Genomic DNA, 16,912 nt, shown 5'->3' on the forward strand with positions numbered 1-16,912 from the left:
GAAACCGATCAGGCCGGCCGTCGCGCCCGCGATCACCACGTTGCGCGCCCCGAACCGCTCGATGAACCGGCCGCTGGCCAGTGCGGTCACCGCCGCGGCCAGCGCGCCGGGCAGCAGGAACTCCAGGCTGGTGTCCAGCACCGAGGCGCCGAACCCGAAGCCGTCGGCGGTCGGGGCCTTGACGAAGTCGGTCAGGCCGAGGAAGGAGAAGTACAGCGCCATGCCCACCAGCAGGGTCGCGGAGTTGACCAGCAGGATCGGCCGGCGGCTCAGCATCGCCGTGGACACCAGCGGCTGGGCGGCACGCCGGCTGTGCGACCACCAGCCGGCCAGCACGGCGGCGCCGATCGCGGCGGCGGCCAGCGTCGCCGGGGACAGCCAGCCCCAGGTGCGGCCCTGGGTGACGGCCAGCAGCACCGCCGACAACCCGACGGCCAGGCCCGCCGCGCCGATCCAGTCGAGGGAGGCGACCACCCGGCGCGGCCGGCTGGGCAGCACGATCGCGGCGGGCACGATCACCGCCGCGGTGACGATCGCGCACAGCCAGAACACCCGCTGATAGGGGGCGCCGTCGTCGGTCATCAGCAGCCCGGTCACCACCAGGCCCAGGCCGCCGCCCAGGCCGAGCATCGCCGAGATCACCGCGATCGACCGGACCAGCTTCCGGGCCGGCACCTCGTCGCGCAGGATCGACACCGCGACCGGGTACAGCGAGAACGCCAGGCCCTGCAGCACCCGGCCGACGATCAGCAGCGGCAGCCACGCGGTCACCGCAGCCAGCAGCGAACCCGCCGCGACCAGGGCCAGCACGGTGATCAGCACCGTCTTCTTGTTGCGCAGGTCGGCCATCCGCCCGATCAGCGGGGTGCCGGCCGCCGCGGCGAGCAGGTTGGCGGTGACCGCCCAGCTGACCGAGAGCGCCGAGGCGTTGAGCTGGCGGGCGATCACGTCGAGCACCGGGACGACGGCGGTCTGCCGCACCGCGACGGTCATCACGACCACGCACAGCGTCGGCACCAGGAAGTCGCGGCGGGACTCGGCGGCGGGCCGGGCCGTGGCGCGGGTGAGGTAGGCGATGGCTGTGTTCATGGTTCAAGGATCCGCCCCGCCGGCCTCCGGGACTGTGGGCCTGTCGGCCCCCGCACGGGGGGAAACCGCGTTCCCCCGATCGGGGGAACCGCCTCAGCCGCGCCGGGTCTTGATCCAGTTCCCCAGGCCGGAGCGCAGGTAGCCCACCCCGAGCAGGACCGAGAGGTAACAGGCAGCCATCACCGCCCACGCGTAGGGGAGCAGCAGCGGCTGGCCGAGCAGCGTGAAACCGTCGAACGCACCCGGGGCGACGGCGGAGCCGACGCCCATCACCGCCCCCCCGATGGTGCAGCGGATCACCCTCGGCGCCAGCGGCCCGATCTGCCGGGTGCCGACCTGGGACCGCCCCGCCACGACCGCCCCGATGAGAAGCGAGGCGAACAGCGCGAGGTGCGGGAGGATCCGTGTGGTGTCGCCGTGGGCGATGCTGCCGAGGGTGTCGGTGTAGGCCCAGGGCCCGTAGATCTGCACCGCCGCGATGAACATCACCGCCACGATCAGCACCGCCGTCCGCGGATCCCAGGCGTGCCGCAGGAATGCCCGGAAACTCTCGTGCGGGCCCCAGATCAGCCGGCGCGCGGTCAACGCCGCCACCACGGTGAGTCCGAGCAGTGCCGGCACCGGGAAGCTCAGCGACGTGACGGTGGCCGGGGTCGCGGAGTGGGTGACGGCCGCCCGCCCCACCACGTAGGGCGCCAGCAGGCAGCCGAGGAAGAACCCGGCGACGGTCAGCCCGAACGCGTACTCGCCCGACCCGATGCGGGCGATGGTCCCGGTGGTGCAGGCTCCGTTGACCACCGCGCCGATCCCCAGGATCACCCCGCCCACCGCCGACCAGACGGTGACCGGAACGATCTTGGCCGCGAGGGTGAAACCGGTCGTCAGGGACAGCAGGGTCAGCCCACCGGCCACCCAGAACCAGGCGAAGACGATGGCCACCAACCGGTCCCAGGAGCCGCGGTGGACGACGTCGTCGACGGCCACCACCGTGCAGGTGTTGCCGCGCTGGATGGCCGTGCCCAGCACGAACACCAGGACCAGCGTGACGATCAGGCCCACGGACACGGCAGCGATAGTTGCATGCGCGACAACATCGGACAAACCCTGTGCCACGATTGACGCCATGCGCGAGACCTTCAACAACCAGAAGGTGACGGTCGTCGTCGCCGACGACCACCCGCTGTTCCGGGACGGGTTGGTGCGTGCGCTGACCGGCAGCGGTCTGGTCGAGGTGGTCGCCGAGGCCGAGGACGGTCCCTCGGCGTTCGCCGCGATCAAGGAACACCGACCGCAGGTCGCCCTGCTCGACCTTCAGATGCCCGGCATGGACGGCGCCCAGGTGGCCGCGGCCACGCTGCGCGACGAACTGCCGACCCGGGTGCTGCTGGTCTCGGCCAACAACGACTCGGCGATCATCTATCACGCCCTGCAGCAGGGTGCGGCGGGCTACCTGCCCAAGGAGTCCTCGCGGTCGGAGATCGTCAACGCGGTGCTCGACTGCGCGCGGGGACGCGACGTCGTCGCGGCGGATCTGGCCTCCGGGCTGGCCGCGGAGATCCGCCGGCGCGCCGAGCCCAGCGGCCCGACGCTGAGCGCGCGCGAACGCGAGGTGCTCGGGATGATCGCCGAGGGCGCCAGCATCCCGATGATCGCCAAGCAGTTGTTCCTGGCGCCCTCGACGGTCAAGACCCACGTGCAGCGGCTGTACGAGAAGCTCGGTGTGGGCGATCGCGCGGCGGCGGTCGCCGAGGCGATGCGCCGGGGCCTGCTGGACTAGGGCCGACGGTGAGGCGACTCGGCAACCGGGTGCTGGACTTCCTGACCGCTGAACCGCTGCGGATCCGGTCCTTCCTGCGGCTGGTGCTGATCGCGCTCATCGCGCTGCTGGTTGCGCACACCCACGTCGAGCACCGCAGCGAGATGCTGTTCAACGGCCTGCTCGCGGCCTACGCCGTCGCGGCGGTCGCCTGGCTGATCTTCGTGCTCGGCACCCCGGGCCGCTGGTGGTACGCCCGGGCCTCCACCTTCGCCGACGTCGCGATCGTGTTCGCGCTGTGCGTCGCCTCCGGACCGGCCACCATCTCGCTGTACCCGATCTTCTTCCTGCTGCCGATCTCGGTGGTGTTCCTGGACAGCCCGCTGATCACCGGCGCGCTGGGCCTGAGCGCGTCGTTCGGCTACCTGCTGGCGTGGGCGTTCTACGCCACCACCGAGCAGAAGATGGGCGACAAGGTCCCGGCGGTGGTCTACGTGCAGGTGGGCTGCCTGCTGTGGCTGACCGCGGCCATCACCGCGCTGTCGTTCACCCTGGCCCGCCGGCGAGCGAGGGTGGCCATGCTGCTCGACGTGCGCCAGCGGCTGGTGGCCGAGTCGATGCGCGCCGACGAGCGCAGCAAGCAGGAGCTGTCCGAACAGCTGCACGACGGCCCGCTGCAGAACCTGCTGGCCGCGCGCCTCGACCTCGACGACCTTCGCGAGCATCCCACCCCGGAGGGTTTCGACCGCCTCGACGCCGCGCTGAAGGAGACGGTCTCCGCGCTGCGCACGACGGTCAGCACCCTGCATCCGCAGGTGCTCGCCCAGGTCGGCCTCACCGCGGCGGTGGGCGAACTCGCCCGCCGCGACGAGCAGCGCTGGGGCACGCCGATCCACCTCGATGTCGAGGAGGTGGAGCGCCCCGAGGCCCAGGCGCTGATCTACCGTGCGGCCCGCGAGCTTCTTGCCAACGCGCACAAGCATTCCCGTGCCACCCGGCTGGAGGTCGGCCTGCACCGCGGACCCGGGGGAACCGTTCTGACCGTCGCCGACGACGGGATCGGATTCGACCCGGAGATCATCGTCCGGCGCGTCACCGAGGGCCACATCGGGCTGGCGTCTCTGGTCAACGGGGTGGAGGCCATCGGTGGCTCGATGAGTTTCGACTCCCGGCCCGGCGGCGGGACGGTGGTGACGGTGCGCGTGCCCGACGAATTCGAGGCCGAGGAGCTCACGCCGGTCTGATACCGGAAATCCGCGACCGCGGCGGCCTCCACCGAAATCTTGCTATGTCACCTCGACCGATATCGACGGCCAGCCGGTCGCGCCGTCGGGGGCGGGCGGCGCCTGCCGGTCGGTCTGCGCGGCGCCGGTGTTGTCGGTGGCCCGCGCGGTGACGGTGTGCGAACCGGCGGTGGCCTGCCACTGGAAGGTCCACAGCCGCCAGGTGTCGTTGGAGTAGCCCGCGCCCAGCTTCGCGGGCTGCCACGGCCCGTCGTCGATGCGGACCTCGACGGCCTTGACGCCGCGGTGCTGGGCCCAGGCCACCCCGCCGACGGTGACCGGCCCGGCCGCGACCCGCGATCCGGTGCGCGGCACGTCGATGCGCGACTGGGTCTTGATCGGCGCCTTGGCCGACCAGCCCAGCTTGGTCCAGTACCCCTCGGCCCGGTCGAAACGGGTCAGTTCCAGGTCCACCACCCACTTGGTGGCCGAGACGAAGCCGTACAGACCCGGCACCACCAGCCGGGCCGGGTAGCCGTGCTCGACCGGCAGCGGCACACCGTTCATCCCGATCGCCAGCAGCGCGTCGCGGTCGTCGGTGAGGGCCTCGACGGGCGTGCCGAGGTTGAACCCGTCGTACGACGTGGACAGCACCATGTCGGCGTCGGGGTGAATCCCGCTGCGCGCCAGAATGTCCCGCAACCGGTACCCGGTCCACATGGCGTTGGAGATCAGCGGACCGCCGACCGGGTTCGACACGCAGGTCAGGGTGACGGCACGTTCCACCGACTCGAACTGCTCGAGGTCGGCGAAGGTGTAGGTGAGCTCCCGGTCCACCATGCCGTGCACCCGCAGTGTCCAGTCCGCCCGGGAGATCTGCGGAACGCTCAGCGAGGTGTCGATCCGGTAGAAGTCGGCGTTGCCGGTGATGAAGCTCGGCAGGCCCTCGGCGTCCGGCTGCACACCGGCCGGGATCGGCGGCGCCGGCGAGGAGGGGGTGGGCAGCGCGAAGGCGTCGCGGTCACCGGCCACCGACCTGCGCTTGCGGGTCAGCACGGTGCCCGCAACGCCCGACAGCGCGCCCGCCCCGAGCAGTCCCAGGGTCAGCAGTGAACGCCGCCGGTTCGGATCGGCGTCACCGGCCGGTATGCCGGCCTCGGCGCCGGCGGAGGCATCCCCGGGGGATGGCCGGGTCAGCTGTCGCATCACCGCGATACCGCAGACCGCGCCGATGACCGTCGGAATCAGATCGACCGGGCCCGCACCCTTCTGCGCCAGCACCGCCAGGCAGCCGGCCACCGCGGCGGCCGCGATCACGATGCTGCCCAGCGGAATCCGGGACCGCTCCCAGATCGCGGCCACGGCGCACAGCGCCGCGACCACCACCACCACCATGACGGTGAGGAAGGTCTTGTCCGAGGTGCCGAAGGTCTGGATCGCCCATTCCTTGGCCGGGCCCGGGGTCAGGTTGATCACCGCCGCGCCCACGGCGGTGCGCGCGTCGGCGGCGGGGGAGAACAGCGTCGCGGCCAACTGGGTCACCCCGAGCGACACCGCCGCGGCCGCCAGGCCGGCGCCGATCCGGGCGCTGATGGTGGACATGGGAGTCAAACTACCGGCGGTCGGGCGCCGCGTCGTTCCCCCGATCGGCCCTTTCAGTGACGACACCGGCATCGGCCGGACGGGGGAGCGGCTAACGTACGTCGGACACCCGACCAGGAAGTGCGATGCGATCTTCGGAACCCGGCGGCACGCTGCCGCGCCGGACGCTGCCGCTGTGGGTCGCGCTGGCACTGTCGGTGGCCACCGTCGGGCCGACGCTGGCGATGGCCGGCAACGGCCAGGGCCTGGTTCCCATGGTGGGCAAGTCGATCCCGCTGGTGTTCGTGATCGGACTGATCGGGGTGGCGCTGGTCGGTTACAGCTTCGTGCGGCTGACCCGGCACGTCAACGACGCCGGGTCGGCCTACTCCCTGGTGGGCGCCACGATCGGTCCCCGGTCCGGATTCTTCGCCGGCTTCGCGATGCTGGGCGCCTACGCGGCGTTCTCGGTCGCCACACTGGCGCTGACCGCCGCCTTCGCCAACTCCCTTCTGGCCGAACTGGACAAGGGCTCCGAGCGCCCGTTCCAACTGCCGTGGCTGGTCTGGGTGGTGGCGGCAGCGGCGATCTCGTTCGTGCTGACCGGCCGGGATGCGAGGTTGCTGGCCAAGATCCTGCTCGGCATCGAGGGGGTCGGCATCGTGGCGATGGTGGTGCTGGCCGCGGTCATCTTCGCGCGGGGCGGAGCCAAGCCGACCGGGGTCGACCTCAGCGTCTTCTCCGCGTCCGGGATCTCGGTCGCCGCCGTACTCGGCGGGGTGGTGGCGGCCTTCCTGAGCTGGGCGGGCTTCGAGGCCTGTGCCTCGATGGGGGCCGAGACCGCCGACCCGCAGCGCAACATCCCCCGGGCGCTGATCGGCAGCCTGGCGCTGACCGGTCTGCTGTTCATCGTCGTGATGTTCGCGCAGACAATCGGTTTCGGCACCGGCCGGGCCGGCCTGGATGCTTTCGAACACTCCGCCAACACGCTGGGGGACCTCGCCAACACCTACGTCGGCAGGTGGTTCAGCCTGCTGGTGATCCTCACCACCACCGTCGGCGCGTTCGGCTGCCACATGGCCACCGCGGCGGCGTCGGGCCGGATGCTCTTCGCCTTCGGGCGGGACGGATTCGGGCCCCGGGCGCTGGCACACCTGGACCCCGCGACCGGCGGGCCGCGCCGGGCCACCTGGCTGATCGTGGCACTGGCACTGGCCGTCGACGTGGTCTGCGGGCTGGTCGGCTGGCCGCCCGCCGACACCGGAAACCCGGCGATCGACACCTACTTCCTGTTCGCCGTCGCGGGGTCGGTGTGCCTGATGGTGTGCTACCTGCTGGTGGAGGTCGCCACCGTCTGGTTCGTCGGCGCGCCCCGGTTCAGCGCGCTGCACTCCGGCGCGGGCCGCCGCCTCGGGGTCGTCCTTCCCGCGCTGGGCGCGGTGATGATCCTGGTGGTGCTGTGGTTCAGCGTGAAGGACTCATCCGGACCGGCCGCTCCGCCGCTGCTCGGAATCTACTGGTGCGCAATCGGATTGGTCAGCGCGCTGGCGGCGTCCGGCATCGCCGGCCGCGTCGGATCCGCGCTCGCCACCGAACTCGCCCGGCGAAGATAGTCCGCTCAGTTCAGATAGTCGAACGTGGACAGCATCCCGGCTTCGGCGTGATAGGTGTTGTGGCAGTGCAGCGGCCAGTAGCCGGGGTTGTCGGCCAGGATGGCGATCTTCACCGACTGCTTGGGCACCACGATCACGGTGTCTTTGCGCGCTCCGAGGCTGCCGTCCGGGTTGACCATCGCGAAGGTGTGGCCGTGCAGGTGCATCGGATGCCACATCCGGGTCCTGTTGGTGAAGTTCATCGTGGCCTGCTGGCCCTGCCAGACGGTGAACGGCCGGTTGTCCGGGTAGGGGCCGTTGACGCCCCACTGGTAGCCGGTGTCCGACGCCGTCAGGTCGGCCTGCATCTGGGTGTCGGCCTTGGTGAAGTCCAGTTGCGCCTCCTCCGGGGCCGCGAACAGGTCGACCGTGCCGATCTTTCCGGTCAGTTCCGGCGGCTGGAAATCCGCCGGCGGCGCGGTGCCGGCCCCGGTCGTCAGCACCGCCCGAGCCAGGGCGCCCTTGCCCTCGGCCAGCGCCACCAACGGGAACACCCCGTCGGCGGCGGTGACGATGACGTCGTAGCGCTCGCCCATTCCGATCAGCAGGGCGTCGACGTCGGTCGGCACGACGGGGAAGCCGTCGGTGTGGGTGACTTTCATCTTGTGGCCGCCCAGGGCCACCCGGAACGCGGTGTCCGAGCCGGCGTTGATGAAGCGGATCCGTATCCGCTGCCCCGGCTTGGCCTGGAACGTGCTGGGCGCCTCGGGGATCCGGCCGTTGACGACGTAGTACGGGTACCGCACGTCGCCCGGGTCACCGCCCAGCAGCGTGCTGCCGCCGTCGCCGCCCATCGCGCCCATCGCGCCCATCGACCCCATGGCGCCCATGCCGCCGCTCTTGAGTTCGTCGAGGATCTGCTGCGGCGAGCGGCCGACCCCGTCGGTCCAGTCGTCGAGCATGACGATCCACTCGGCGTCGTAGTCGCCCCTGGCCTTCGGGTCGTCGACGATCAGTGGCAGGTACAAGCCGGTGTCCAGGTCCAGGCCGACGTGCGGATGAGCCCAGTAGGTGCCGGCGTCGGGGACGGAGAACCTGTAGGTGAACGTGCCGCCGACGGGCACATCGGCGGTGGCGGGCGTGGCGCCGTCCATGTCGTTGCGCAGCGCGATGCCGTGCCAGTGCATCGAGGTCGGATGGTCCAGTTTGTTGACCAGGGTGACCTGCAGTTCGTCGCCGATGTCGGCCCGGATCAACGGGCCGGGAACCGAATCGGCGTAGCCGAGGGTCTTGACCACCTTCCCGCCCAGGTCCACCGTGACCGGGCGCGGGGTCAGCGTGGCGGTGACGGTGCGCCCGGTGTGCGGGCGGGCGGCCTCGGCCACTTTGATCGGCTCGGCCAGCGCCTCCGGCACGCTGGTCGGCTGCGACGTCAGGTTCGAGCCGGGGCCTTTGGAATGGCTGCTGCACGCCGCCAGGGCCGCCCCGGCGCCGACGGCGAGGCTGCCGGCCAGAAAAGTCCGCCGGTTCAGTTCCCGGCGCAGAGGATCGGTTCCGGCCATGTCAGTCGCTCACTTTCCGTTGAGGGTGAAAACAGTACTCGCGGTCAGGCCCGCGCCGGGCTCGACAGGTCGGTGGCCAGCTGTGCGCAGAAGCGGTCCAGGGGCAGGCCGAAGACGTCGTCGCTCATCGGTTCCTCGAGCAGACACCCCAGCCGCTCGGCCAGGATGACCAGCGTCATGATCAGGACTCCCAGCACGATCCCGATCACGTTGCCGTGCCCACCGCTGTCCATGCGGGTGCAGACGATCACGGCGAAGAACCAGGCCAGGCCGCGGGTGAAAACATCATAGAAGCGCGGAACGGGTTGCTGGACAATGCGTTCCAGGCCCGCGGCGGTGTTGGCCTGTGCGGAGTTGATGGTGACCAGGACCCGGCGGGCCTGGCGGTCGATCAGCCCGGCCCGGCTCAGTTCGCCGATGTCGGCGGCCTGGCGGCTGAGCAGTTCGGTGGCGGTGGCCTCGGCGGGGTCTCCGGGCGGCCTGCCGCGCAGTTCGGCGGCCAGTCGCCGGGCGTGGCACACCTCGCGGTTTCTCATCCGGTCGGTGATGGCGGCCATCTCGGGTGTGCCGTCCTCGTAGGCGAGCAGGGCGTAGTGCAGCGACCGGGCGTTGATGACCACCGCGCCCCACAGGGTGCGGGCCTCCCACCACCGGTTGTAGGCGTTGCGGTTGCGGAACCCGATGAAGATCGCCACCACGATGCCCATCAGCGGAACCACCGCCGAAACAGACTGCAGCCCGAGGCGATCGACGGCGACCGCCATCACCGCCGCGACGGCGAGGATCGCCGGCGCGTCGAACCGGAACCGGCGGAGCACCTGGCCCACCAGGGGGGCCCTCATCGCGGCAGCCGGGCCAGCGGATGGTCCGGGCCCAGCAGGTCGGCGGTCAGGTCCGAGCAGAACCGGTTCATCGGCAGGCCGAACACGCCCGTGCTCATCGGCTCCTCGAGCAGACACCCGAGGCGTTCGGCCACGACGAACAGCGCCATGATGGCGATCCCCACGGCGATCCCGGCCGGGTTGTCGTGGCCGCTGCCGTCCACCCGGGTGCAGACCAGCACCGCGAAGAACCAGGCCAGCCCGCGGATGAACAGGCCGTAGTAGCGCGGGATCGGCTGGTGGCGAATGCGTTCCAGGCCGCCGGAGGTGTTGGTCTGCGCGGTGTTGAGGTTGACCAGCACGGTGCGGCCCTGCGCGTCGGTCATCCCGGCCCGCGTCATCGCCCCGATGTCGGCGCCCTGCCGCCCGAGCAGTTCGCCGCTGCCGGCGCCGGCGGGGTCCTCCGGTGTCAGCGCCGCCACCTCCGGCGGTGCCGGTGTGCCGCGGAGTTCGGCGGCCAGCTGCCAGGCCTGGCGGACCTGGCGCCGGCATACCCGATCGGCCGCCGCGTCCGATTCGGGCGTCCGGTCGGTGACCGCGATCAGGGCGTTGCCCATGGCCCGGCCGTTTCCGATCACACCGCCCCACAGGGTGCGGGCCTCCCACCACCGGGCGTAGGCGTTGCTGTTGCGGAATCCGATGAAGATCGACACGACGATCCCGAGCAGGGGCACCACCGGTGCCGCGCTCTGCAGCGGCAGCAGGTCGACGAGCACCGCCATCACCGCGGCCACCGCCAGTACGGCCAGCAGGTCGTAGCGAAGCCGCCAGGCCACCGCGGCCACGACGCGCGACACCGGCGGAGTGTCCATCGCACGCATCACGCGCTGGATTCTGACACGTCGGCCGGGTGGTCAGGCCGACGCGGCGAGCCGGGTGACGGGTGTGGCGGCGAAGAGGTCGTCGGCCTCCGCGCTGACCCACGCCCGGGCTTCGCCGAGCAGGCCGGCGCCGCGCGCGAAGGCGAGACCGTCGACCACCCCGGCGACGGCGGAGTCCTCGGCGACGATCTCGACCCGGTAGGCGGCGGTGACGTACTTGGTCAGCGCGCGGCCGCGGTAGTACTCCACCGTCGTCGAGGTGGGGTCGAACGACTGCGTCTCGCCGACGGTGACCGACACGATGCCCTCGGTGGGCAGCGCGGTGGACAGCGCGGTGGGGGAGACCTGCTGGGCGATGAGGGTGATGATCTTCATGGGGTTGCTCCTTAGAGTCGGTGCGGCTGATGCCGTCAACTCTGGTGGCTGCCGCCACGCCGTCAGGTCCACCGGCCGGACCGAACCGGGGCTGACGCGGATGTCCCCCGATCGGCGGACTACCCGCCTCTCACCCGCAGCAGCCGCCGCCGGCCTCGACGGCCGGCGGCTCGAAGAACGTCTCGGAGTCGGCCAGTTTGGTGTAGACCTCCCAGCGCTCGCCGTCGGGAGCCTCGACCCAGACCTTGTCTTGCAGGGCGAAACAGCACGTGGTGCCGATCTGCTCCTCGGTGAACAAGCCCTCGCCGGTCAGCCGCGCGATCTCGGCGTGGACCTGATCGCTCGACTCCACCTCGACGCCGAGGTGGTTGAGCGTGCCACCGCTCCCGTCGCCCTCAAGCAGCACCAGTTTGAGCGGCGGATCGGCGATCGCGAAGTTCGCGTAACCGGGCTTCACCTTGGCCGGCGCCACGCCGAACAGCTTGGAGTAGAAGGCGATCGCCGCGTCGAGGTCGTCGACATTGAGGGCGAGTTGGATGCGGGACATCGGTACCTCCGGGATCCGCTTGCATGCTGATTCGATACTTGTCAATATAGACCTGTGTCGAAGCGATCGGCGAGCGCCTGTCGGGCCGCCCCCCTGACTGCCGAACCGCTGGGCATGGCGGAGGCCGTGGACATGGCCGCGAAGTTCAAGGCGCTGTCCGACCCGGTGCGGCTGCGTCTGCTGAGTTCGGTCGCCAGCCATGCCGGGGGGGAGGCCTGCGTCTGCGACATCTCTGCGGGTGTCGAGGTGTCGCAGCCGACGGTGTCGCACCATCTGAAGGTCTTGCGCGACGCCGGCCTGTTGATTTCGGAACGACGTGGTTCCTGGGTGTACTACACGGCCGTGCCCGAGGCATTGGATTCGTTGGCGCGGCTGCTGGATGCGGGAGTGCCGACGTGACGGGCACGGTTGACCGCGGGACCACCGTGGTGGTCACCCGGCTGACCACGCTGGACCGCTTCCTGCCGTTGTGGATCGGCATCGCCATGGCAGCCGGTCTGCTGCTGGGCCGTCTGGTGCCCGGCCTGGGCGGCGTGGTGTCGGCGGTCCAGGTCGACGGGGTCTCGCTGCCCATCGCGCTGGGCCTGCTGGTGATGATGTATCCGGTGCTGGCCAAGGTTCGCTACGACCGGCTGCGGTCGGTGACCGCCGATCGCCGGTTGCTGCTCGGCGCGCTGGGTCTGGTGTGGCTGATCGGACCCGCACTGATGTTCTCCCTCGCCTGGCTCTTCCTGGCCGACCTGCCCGAGTACCGCACCGGCATCATCATCGTGGGGCTGGCGCCGTGCATCGCCATGGTGATCATCTGGAATGACCTCGCGCTCGGCGATCGGGAGGCCGCCGCGGTCCTGGTCGCGATCAACTCGGTGATCCAGGTCTGTTTCTTCGCCGCACTGGCATGGTTCTACCTGTCGGTGCTGCCCGGCCGGCTGGGTATGAATAAGACCGCGATCGACGCCTCGCCGTGGCAGATCGCGAAGTCGGTGCTGATCTTTCTCGGTATCCCCCTGGTGGCCGGTTTCCTCAGCCGGCGGTACGGCGAAAAGTCAAGGGGCCGTGTCTGGTACGAATCACACTTCCTTCCCCGGATCGGCCCCTGGGCGCTGTACGGGCTGCTGTTCACGATCGTGATCCTGTTCGCGCTGCAAGGTCAGCAGGTGACGTCCAGGCCCTGGGACGTGGTGCGGATCGCGCTGCCGCTGCTGGTCTATTTCGCGGTCATGTGGACCGTCGGGTTCGCTGTGGGCGCTGTGCTGGGCCTGGGCTATTCCCGCACCGCGACACTCGCCTTCACCGCCGCGGGCAACAACTTCGAGCTCGCCATCGCGGTGGCGATCGCCACCTTCGGCGCCTTCTCCGGCCAGGCGCTGGCCGGTGTGGTCGGCCCGCTGATCGAGGTGCCGGTTCTGGTGGCACTGGTCTATGTGGCACTGGCGCTACGGGGCCGATTCACGACCGAAACCGATTCCGCCGCATGACCCCCCGGCCGACTGTGCTGTTCGTCTGCGTCCACAACGCCGGCCGTTCGCAGATGGCGGCGGGCTTCCTGCGGCAGCTCGCGGGCGGGGCCGTCGAGGTGCGTTCGGCGGGCAGCGACCCCGGCTCGCGGGTCAATCCGGCGGCGGTCGAGGCCATGGCAGAGGTGGGCGTCGACATCAGCGACCAGTCCCCGAAACTGCTCACCCGCGAGGCCGTCGAGGCCGCCGATGTCGTCATCACCATGGGCTGCGGTGACGCCTGCCCCGTGCTGCCCGGGGTCAGCTACCGCGACTGGGCGCTGGAGGATCCGGCCGGCAAGGGCCTGCAGGCCGTCCGGGCCATCCGCGACGAGATCAGGGCCCGGGTCGGGCGACTGGTCGGGGAACTGGTGCCGCAGCGCCGCGGCACCGATAACCTGCTGGGAATGAGCGACAACCAGATGCTGGTTCTCAACCGCGCCGACCTGGACGGCCTCGGGCTGAACTGGACCGAGATCATCGACGTCCTCGAGGACGCGTTCCGGCAGAAGGCCCGCGGACTGGTGCAGAACCCGCCCAAGCCCAAGGTCACCTCACGAGAGGACGCGTTCATCCACGCCATGCCGGCCTACCTCGGCGGCTCGGACCGCATCGGCCTGAAGTGGGTCGCCGGCTACGAGCAGAACAACGCCAAGGGCCTGCCCTACATCTACGGCGTGATGATCATGAACGATCCCGAGACCGGCCGGCCGGTCGCGCTTATGGACGGCGGTTGGATCACCGAGATGCGCACCCCCGGAGTGTCCGGCGTGACGATGCGCCACGTGCCCGGTGACTTCAAGCACCTGGCGATCGTCGGCTGCGGGCTGCAGGGACATCGCCACCTCGAGGTGGCGCTGGAGGAACACCCCGGAATAACCCACATCACCGCCTACGACCGCAATGCCGGCCGCGCACAGGAGATGTTCGACGAGAAGGCCGGCGATCGGGTGACCCGACTCGCCGACTCTCCGACCGACGCGGTCGCCGGCGCGGATCTGGTCATCACCACCATCACGGTTCCGCTGGACCCCAAGCTCGACTGCGCCAACACCGACCCCGATGCGCTGCTGCTGCCGGTGGACTACGACGACGCCATGGCGCCCGAGGCGTTCCGCGACGCCGTCATCTACTGCGTCGACGACATCGGCCAGTACACCTCCGTCGCCGACGAGCTCTACTTCTTCGGCCTGCCGAGACCCGAAACCCATCTGGCGGCGGTGGTGTCGGGCGAGGTCGACGTGCCGACCGCGGGCAGGCGGATGTTCCTCAACATGGGAATCGCCATGGACGACGTCGCGCTGGGCGCGCTGGTGCTCGACCGCGCCACCGCCGCCGGCGCCGGCCGCTACATCGAGTTTCCCTGACTAATGGAGTTCCCCTGATTAATGGAGTTCCCCTGATGAGTGCCGGCGGATGGGTCCGCGCCGGGGCACTGGCGGCCGGTGTCGCCGCGGCGCTGATCGCCGGGCCCGGGGTGGCCTCGGCCGACGACGGCACGGACCGCGGCGACGAACGGAGTTCGGCCCGGACTGCGACCGCCCGCCCGGCGGGCCCGGCTCGCGGGGAGCGGGCCGCGCAGCCTCGCCGCGCCGTCAGGCCCGCCGCCGGCCGACCGGCGGCATCACATCGCCGGCCGCCGGGCGCAGCCACCGAATCCGTGGACGCTCCGGTGCCGGCGCGCGCTGCCCGGCCGGCCGCCCCCGCCGCGACCCGGCCCCCCGGGCCCGTGCGGTCCGCCGTGCTGGCCGCCCAGGCCTACATCTACGGCTTCCCGCTGATGGAGTACCAGCGAGTGCGCCAGACCGTGGCGACACTCAACACGCTGTACTCGTTGACCAGCTTCGCCAACCCCGACGTCGACCCGGTCTGGAAGGCCATCGGAGACCGGAAGCGGCCCAATGTCGACACGTTCTACTCGCTGGCCGAACTCGACCTCAGCCGGGGCCCGGTCGTGCTCTCCATCCCGGACATGGGCAGCCGCTACTTCAGCTTCCAGCTGACCGATCCCTACACCAATGTCTCCGGCTACATCGGTTCGCGCACAACCGGATCCGGCCCAGGTTCCTACGCCATCACCTGGGCCGGGGGGCAGCAGGCGGACATCCCCGGCGCCCAGACCGTGCTCGTGCCCTACAGCAGCATGATGATGCTGGGCCGCACCCTGGCCGGTGACGAGCCCGATCAGCAGTCGGCGATCGAACTGATGAAGCAGTACACCCTGGACCCGACCGGCGGCACCGTCGATCCGGTCGTCCCGATCCCGAGGCCGGGCATCCGCTATCTCGACTCCATCAGTGCCGCAATGGAACTCAACCCGCCACCGGCCGTCGACGAGGCGCGTGTGGAGTCGATGGCGCGTATCGGTGTCGGCCCGGGACTGCGGGTCGCCGACGCGGACCTGGGATTGGTCTCCATGGTCGCCGTCGACCTGGCGACCCGCGCCGCCGCGGCGCTGCTGCCGCTGCTGACCGCTGTCAACCAGTACACCGCGGCTCTGCTGCACCGGGGCTGGGCCACCCCGAATCCGGCGATCGGGGACTACGGCACGGACTACCTGCTTCGGGCCGGTGTCGCGGAGGTCGGCCTGTTGGCCAACACTCCCGAGGAAGCCGTGTACTCGGCGGGCCTGCTCAGCAGGAACCTGCTGGCACTGCGCGGCGGCGCGGTACTGCCCTATGTGCTGCATTTCGGCCCGGGCGAGGAGCCCCCGGTGGACGCGTTCTGGTCGGTCACCGTCTACGACGCGGCCGGCCGGCTGGTGCCCAACGCCGAGAATCGCCACAGCGTCAGCAGCAGTCGCCCCGCGGAGTTGGCGCGGCGCCCGGACGGGTCGGTCGACATCGTGTTCTCCCCGCGCGACCCGGGCGACCCCGGAGCCAACTGGCTGAAGGTCCCGTGGATCGGCCGGTTCAGCGCCTACCTGCGGATGTACTCCCCCGGGCAACCGGTCCTGGACGGCGCCTGGACGGCGCCGCCCATCACGCGGCGCCCCTAGACGACGTCGTCCGCGACGCCCGGCTCCGACAGCGAGAGCCGCAGCAGGATGACCATCACGCCGAAGATGATCAGCGCCGAGCATGCGTCGAACCACTGGAAGGGGTAGACCGAGCCGTCGATCGACAGCACCAGCACCGTCTCGATCAGCCCGAACACCAGGAAGAACATGGTCAGCCGGACGCGCGGGAACGCCAGATGCAGCTCATGGCGGCGCATTTCGACGGTCAGGGTCAGCAACAGCAGCGGAAGCACCTGGGACAGTGTCGACGCGGTCGCGGCGTCGACCAGAGTCAGGTGCCCGTCGGCTGCCATCGGCTGGCGGGGGCGGGTCGCTAGCCGGAGGAGGACGTGCTGCCGCCCACCTCGGCCGCCATCGGCGGCGGCAGGGGCACCTCCGAGGTGGGAGCGGCGGCCGGTTTGGGCGCCGTCGGCGTCGTCAGTCCCGGAGTGGCCGCCGGTGCGGTGCCCGCCGCCGAACCCGCCGCCGAGGCGCTCGACTTCGCGGTGCCAGAAGCCGTCGTCGAGGACGCCGGGGCCACCGGCAGCTGGCTGTGGTAGTCGCTCCAGGTCTCGGTCCGGAAGGTGTCGCCGTTGGCGGTCACGCTCAGAGCCGTCGGCGTGACGGTGTACACCACGCCGTCGTTCCTGACCGTGAAGGTGTTGCCGGTGGTCTGCGTCGCCGCGGCGACAAGCGTGGCGCCGTCACTTATCCGCACCCCGCGGTACTCGTAGGCGCCGGCGGCGGTCTTGCAGATCGCCACCCTCGAACTCTGTGTGCTGCCGAAGATCGCCGCGACGTCCGGCGCGCTGCAGCGCGCCGTCGAGTCAAGGTAGCCCGCGGTGTCGGACGGCGGCGCCGCGGTGGGCGCGGCGAGCGCGAGGGGCACCCCCACCGCGATCAATGCGGGCGCGGCGGCGGCCAGAAACGCTCTGCGCAAGGTCGAAGATCTCATCACCTTCCACCAGAACACAGCCGGGCGTGTGCGCGC

General features: G+C 70.7%; 17 protein-coding genes and 1 pseudogene. 8 read left to right on the forward strand and 10 right to left on the reverse strand.

Going from position 1 to position 16,912, the window contains the following annotated elements:
- Positions 1–1,089: MFS transporter (locus tag ACKOQ4_RS01265; RefSeq protein WP_526288034.1), on the reverse strand; the 1,089-nt coding region annotated here is incomplete at its 3' end.
- 93 nt (positions 1,090–1,182) lie between these two features.
- Positions 1,183–2,154: a YeeE/YedE thiosulfate transporter family protein gene (locus ACKOQ4_RS01270; RefSeq protein ID WP_526288036.1), complete on the reverse strand. Its 972-nt coding sequence runs from the start codon at positions 2,152–2,154 to the stop codon at positions 1,183–1,185.
- 58 nt (positions 2,155–2,212) lie between these two features.
- Here ACKOQ4_RS01270 and ACKOQ4_RS01275 point away from each other — a divergent pair, with 58 nt between their 5' ends.
- Positions 2,213–2,866 (forward strand): response regulator transcription factor, encoded by a 654-nt coding sequence (locus ACKOQ4_RS01275; protein ID WP_526288038.1) that lies wholly within the window; start codon positions 2,213–2,215, stop codon positions 2,864–2,866.
- An 8-nt stretch (positions 2,867–2,874) separates the two neighbouring features.
- Entirely contained in the window at positions 2,875–4,089 is a 1,215-nt protein-coding gene (locus ACKOQ4_RS01280) for a sensor histidine kinase (protein WP_526288040.1), read from the forward strand.
- 42 nt (positions 4,090–4,131) lie between these two features.
- Here ACKOQ4_RS01280 and ACKOQ4_RS01285 read toward each other — a convergent pair whose 3' ends face one another.
- The gene (locus ACKOQ4_RS01285; protein WP_526288042.1) at positions 4,132–5,670 is read right to left on the reverse strand and encodes a molybdopterin-dependent oxidoreductase; all 1,539 of its coding nucleotides are present in this window, start codon (positions 5,668–5,670) and stop codon (positions 4,132–4,134) included.
- 125 nt (positions 5,671–5,795) lie between these two features.
- On the opposite strand from ACKOQ4_RS01285, the gene ACKOQ4_RS01290 reads away from it, so the two are divergent.
- Complete coding sequence (locus tag ACKOQ4_RS01290) at positions 5,796–7,262, forward strand: amino acid permease (RefSeq protein WP_526288044.1); 1,467 nt, start codon at positions 5,796–5,798, stop codon at positions 7,260–7,262.
- A gap of 5 nt (positions 7,263–7,267) precedes the next feature.
- On the opposite strand, the gene ACKOQ4_RS01295 is transcribed toward ACKOQ4_RS01290, so the two are convergent.
- The 5 genes from ACKOQ4_RS01295 to ACKOQ4_RS01315 form a co-directional block, all read right to left on the reverse strand.
- Entirely contained in the window at positions 7,268–8,803 is a 1,536-nt protein-coding gene (locus ACKOQ4_RS01295) for a multicopper oxidase family protein (RefSeq protein WP_526288046.1), read from the reverse strand.
- Between the two features lie 44 nt (positions 8,804–8,847).
- The gene (locus ACKOQ4_RS01300; RefSeq protein ID WP_526288048.1) at positions 8,848–9,645 is read right to left on the reverse strand and encodes a bestrophin family protein; all 798 of its coding nucleotides are present in this window, start codon (positions 9,643–9,645) and stop codon (positions 8,848–8,850) included.
- Positions 9,642–10,505: a bestrophin family protein gene (locus tag ACKOQ4_RS01305; protein ID WP_526288097.1), complete on the reverse strand. Its 864-nt coding sequence runs from the start codon at positions 10,503–10,505 to the stop codon at positions 9,642–9,644. The genes ACKOQ4_RS01300 and ACKOQ4_RS01305 overlap by 4 nt, the downstream gene beginning before the upstream one ends.
- Positions 10,506–10,538: 33 nt before the next feature.
- Positions 10,539–10,880 carry a hypothetical protein gene (locus ACKOQ4_RS01310; RefSeq protein ID WP_526288050.1) on the reverse strand — a complete coding sequence of 114 codons (342 nt, stop codon included), beginning with the start codon at positions 10,878–10,880 and terminating at the stop codon, positions 10,539–10,541.
- Positions 10,881–11,010: 130 nt separating this feature from the next.
- On the reverse strand, positions 11,011–11,427 hold the full coding sequence (locus ACKOQ4_RS01315) for an ArsI/CadI family heavy metal resistance metalloenzyme (protein WP_526288052.1): 417 nt from the start codon (positions 11,425–11,427) through the stop codon (positions 11,011–11,013).
- A 114-nt stretch (positions 11,428–11,541) separates the two neighbouring features.
- On the opposite strand from ACKOQ4_RS01315, the gene ACKOQ4_RS01320 reads away from it, so the two are divergent.
- The 5 genes and pseudogenes from ACKOQ4_RS01320 to ACKOQ4_RS01340 all read left to right on the forward strand — a co-directional run bounded on the left by ACKOQ4_RS01320 (position 11,542) and on the right by ACKOQ4_RS01340 (position 15,921).
- On the forward strand, positions 11,542–11,826 hold the full coding sequence (locus ACKOQ4_RS01320) for an ArsR/SmtB family transcription factor (RefSeq protein WP_526288054.1): 285 nt from the start codon (positions 11,542–11,544) through the stop codon (positions 11,824–11,826).
- A complete protein-coding gene (gene arsB, locus ACKOQ4_RS01325) occupies positions 11,823–12,905 on the forward strand; it encodes an ACR3 family arsenite efflux transporter (RefSeq protein WP_526288056.1) in 1,083 nt (360 codons plus the stop codon). The genes ACKOQ4_RS01320 and arsB overlap by 4 nt, the downstream gene beginning before the upstream one ends.
- Positions 12,902–13,300 (forward strand): annotated as a pseudogene (locus ACKOQ4_RS01330) (arsenate reductase ArsC); the annotation flags it as partial. The gene arsB and the pseudogene ACKOQ4_RS01330, both read left to right, overlap by 4 nt.
- Positions 13,301–13,345: 45 nt before the next feature.
- Positions 13,346–14,290 (forward strand): ornithine cyclodeaminase family protein, encoded by a 945-nt coding sequence (locus tag ACKOQ4_RS01335; protein ID WP_526288099.1) that lies wholly within the window; start codon positions 13,346–13,348, stop codon positions 14,288–14,290.
- A 35-nt stretch (positions 14,291–14,325) separates the two neighbouring features.
- Positions 14,326–15,921 carry a DUF1254 domain-containing protein gene (locus tag ACKOQ4_RS01340; protein WP_526288058.1) on the forward strand — a complete coding sequence of 532 codons (1,596 nt, stop codon included), beginning with the start codon at positions 14,326–14,328 and terminating at the stop codon, positions 15,919–15,921.
- Here ACKOQ4_RS01340 and ACKOQ4_RS01345 read toward each other — a convergent pair.
- Positions 15,918–16,235 carry a hypothetical protein gene (locus ACKOQ4_RS01345; protein ID WP_526288060.1) on the reverse strand — a complete coding sequence of 106 codons (318 nt, stop codon included), beginning with the start codon at positions 16,233–16,235 and terminating at the stop codon, positions 15,918–15,920. The two genes, ACKOQ4_RS01340 and ACKOQ4_RS01345, sit on opposite strands and share 4 nt — an antisense overlap.
- A gap of 20 nt (positions 16,236–16,255) precedes the next feature.
- Positions 16,256–16,876 (reverse strand): hypothetical protein, encoded by a 621-nt coding sequence (locus ACKOQ4_RS01350; protein ID WP_526288062.1) that lies wholly within the window; start codon positions 16,874–16,876, stop codon positions 16,256–16,258.
- Positions 16,877–16,912: the final 36 nt, after the last annotated feature.

The sequence above is a fragment of the Mycobacterium sp. genome, from assembly GCF_046095365.1.
Classification (GTDB): domain Bacteria; phylum Actinomycetota; class Actinomycetes; order Mycobacteriales; family Mycobacteriaceae; genus Mycobacterium.

Coding starts and splice junctions, on each gene's coding strand:
- ACKOQ4_RS01275 (WP_526288038.1), top strand. CDS start 2,213: ATGCGCGAGACCTTCAACAACCAGAAGGTGACGGTCGTCGTCGCCGAC.
- ACKOQ4_RS01285 (WP_526288042.1), bottom strand. CDS start 5,670: ATGTCCACCATCAGCGCCCGGATCGGCGCCGGCCTGGCGGCCGCGGCG.
- ACKOQ4_RS01290 (WP_526288044.1), top strand. CDS start 5,796: ATGCGATCTTCGGAACCCGGCGGCACGCTGCCGCGCCGGACGCTGCCG.
- ACKOQ4_RS01295 (WP_526288046.1), bottom strand. CDS start 8,803: ATGGCCGGAACCGATCCTCTGCGCCGGGAACTGAACCGGCGGACTTTT.
- ACKOQ4_RS01300 (WP_526288048.1), bottom strand. CDS start 9,645: ATGAGGGCCCCCCTGGTGGGCCAGGTGCTCCGCCGGTTCCGGTTCGAC.
- ACKOQ4_RS01305 (WP_526288097.1), bottom strand. CDS start 10,505: ATGCGTGCGATGGACACTCCGCCGGTGTCGCGCGTCGTGGCCGCGGTG.
- ACKOQ4_RS01310 (WP_526288050.1), bottom strand. CDS start 10,880: ATGAAGATCATCACCCTCATCGCCCAGCAGGTCTCCCCCACCGCGCTG.
- ACKOQ4_RS01315 (WP_526288052.1), bottom strand. CDS start 11,427: ATGTCCCGCATCCAACTCGCCCTCAATGTCGACGACCTCGACGCGGCG.
- ACKOQ4_RS01320 (WP_526288054.1), top strand. CDS start 11,542: ATGGCGGAGGCCGTGGACATGGCCGCGAAGTTCAAGGCGCTGTCCGAC.
- ACKOQ4_RS01335 (WP_526288099.1), top strand. CDS start 13,346: ATGCTGGTTCTCAACCGCGCCGACCTGGACGGCCTCGGGCTGAACTGG.
- ACKOQ4_RS01340 (WP_526288058.1), top strand. CDS start 14,326: ATGAGTGCCGGCGGATGGGTCCGCGCCGGGGCACTGGCGGCCGGTGTC.
- ACKOQ4_RS01345 (WP_526288060.1), bottom strand. CDS start 16,235: ATGGCAGCCGACGGGCACCTGACTCTGGTCGACGCCGCGACCGCGTCG.
- ACKOQ4_RS01350 (WP_526288062.1), bottom strand. CDS start 16,876: ATGAGATCTTCGACCTTGCGCAGAGCGTTTCTGGCCGCCGCCGCGCCC.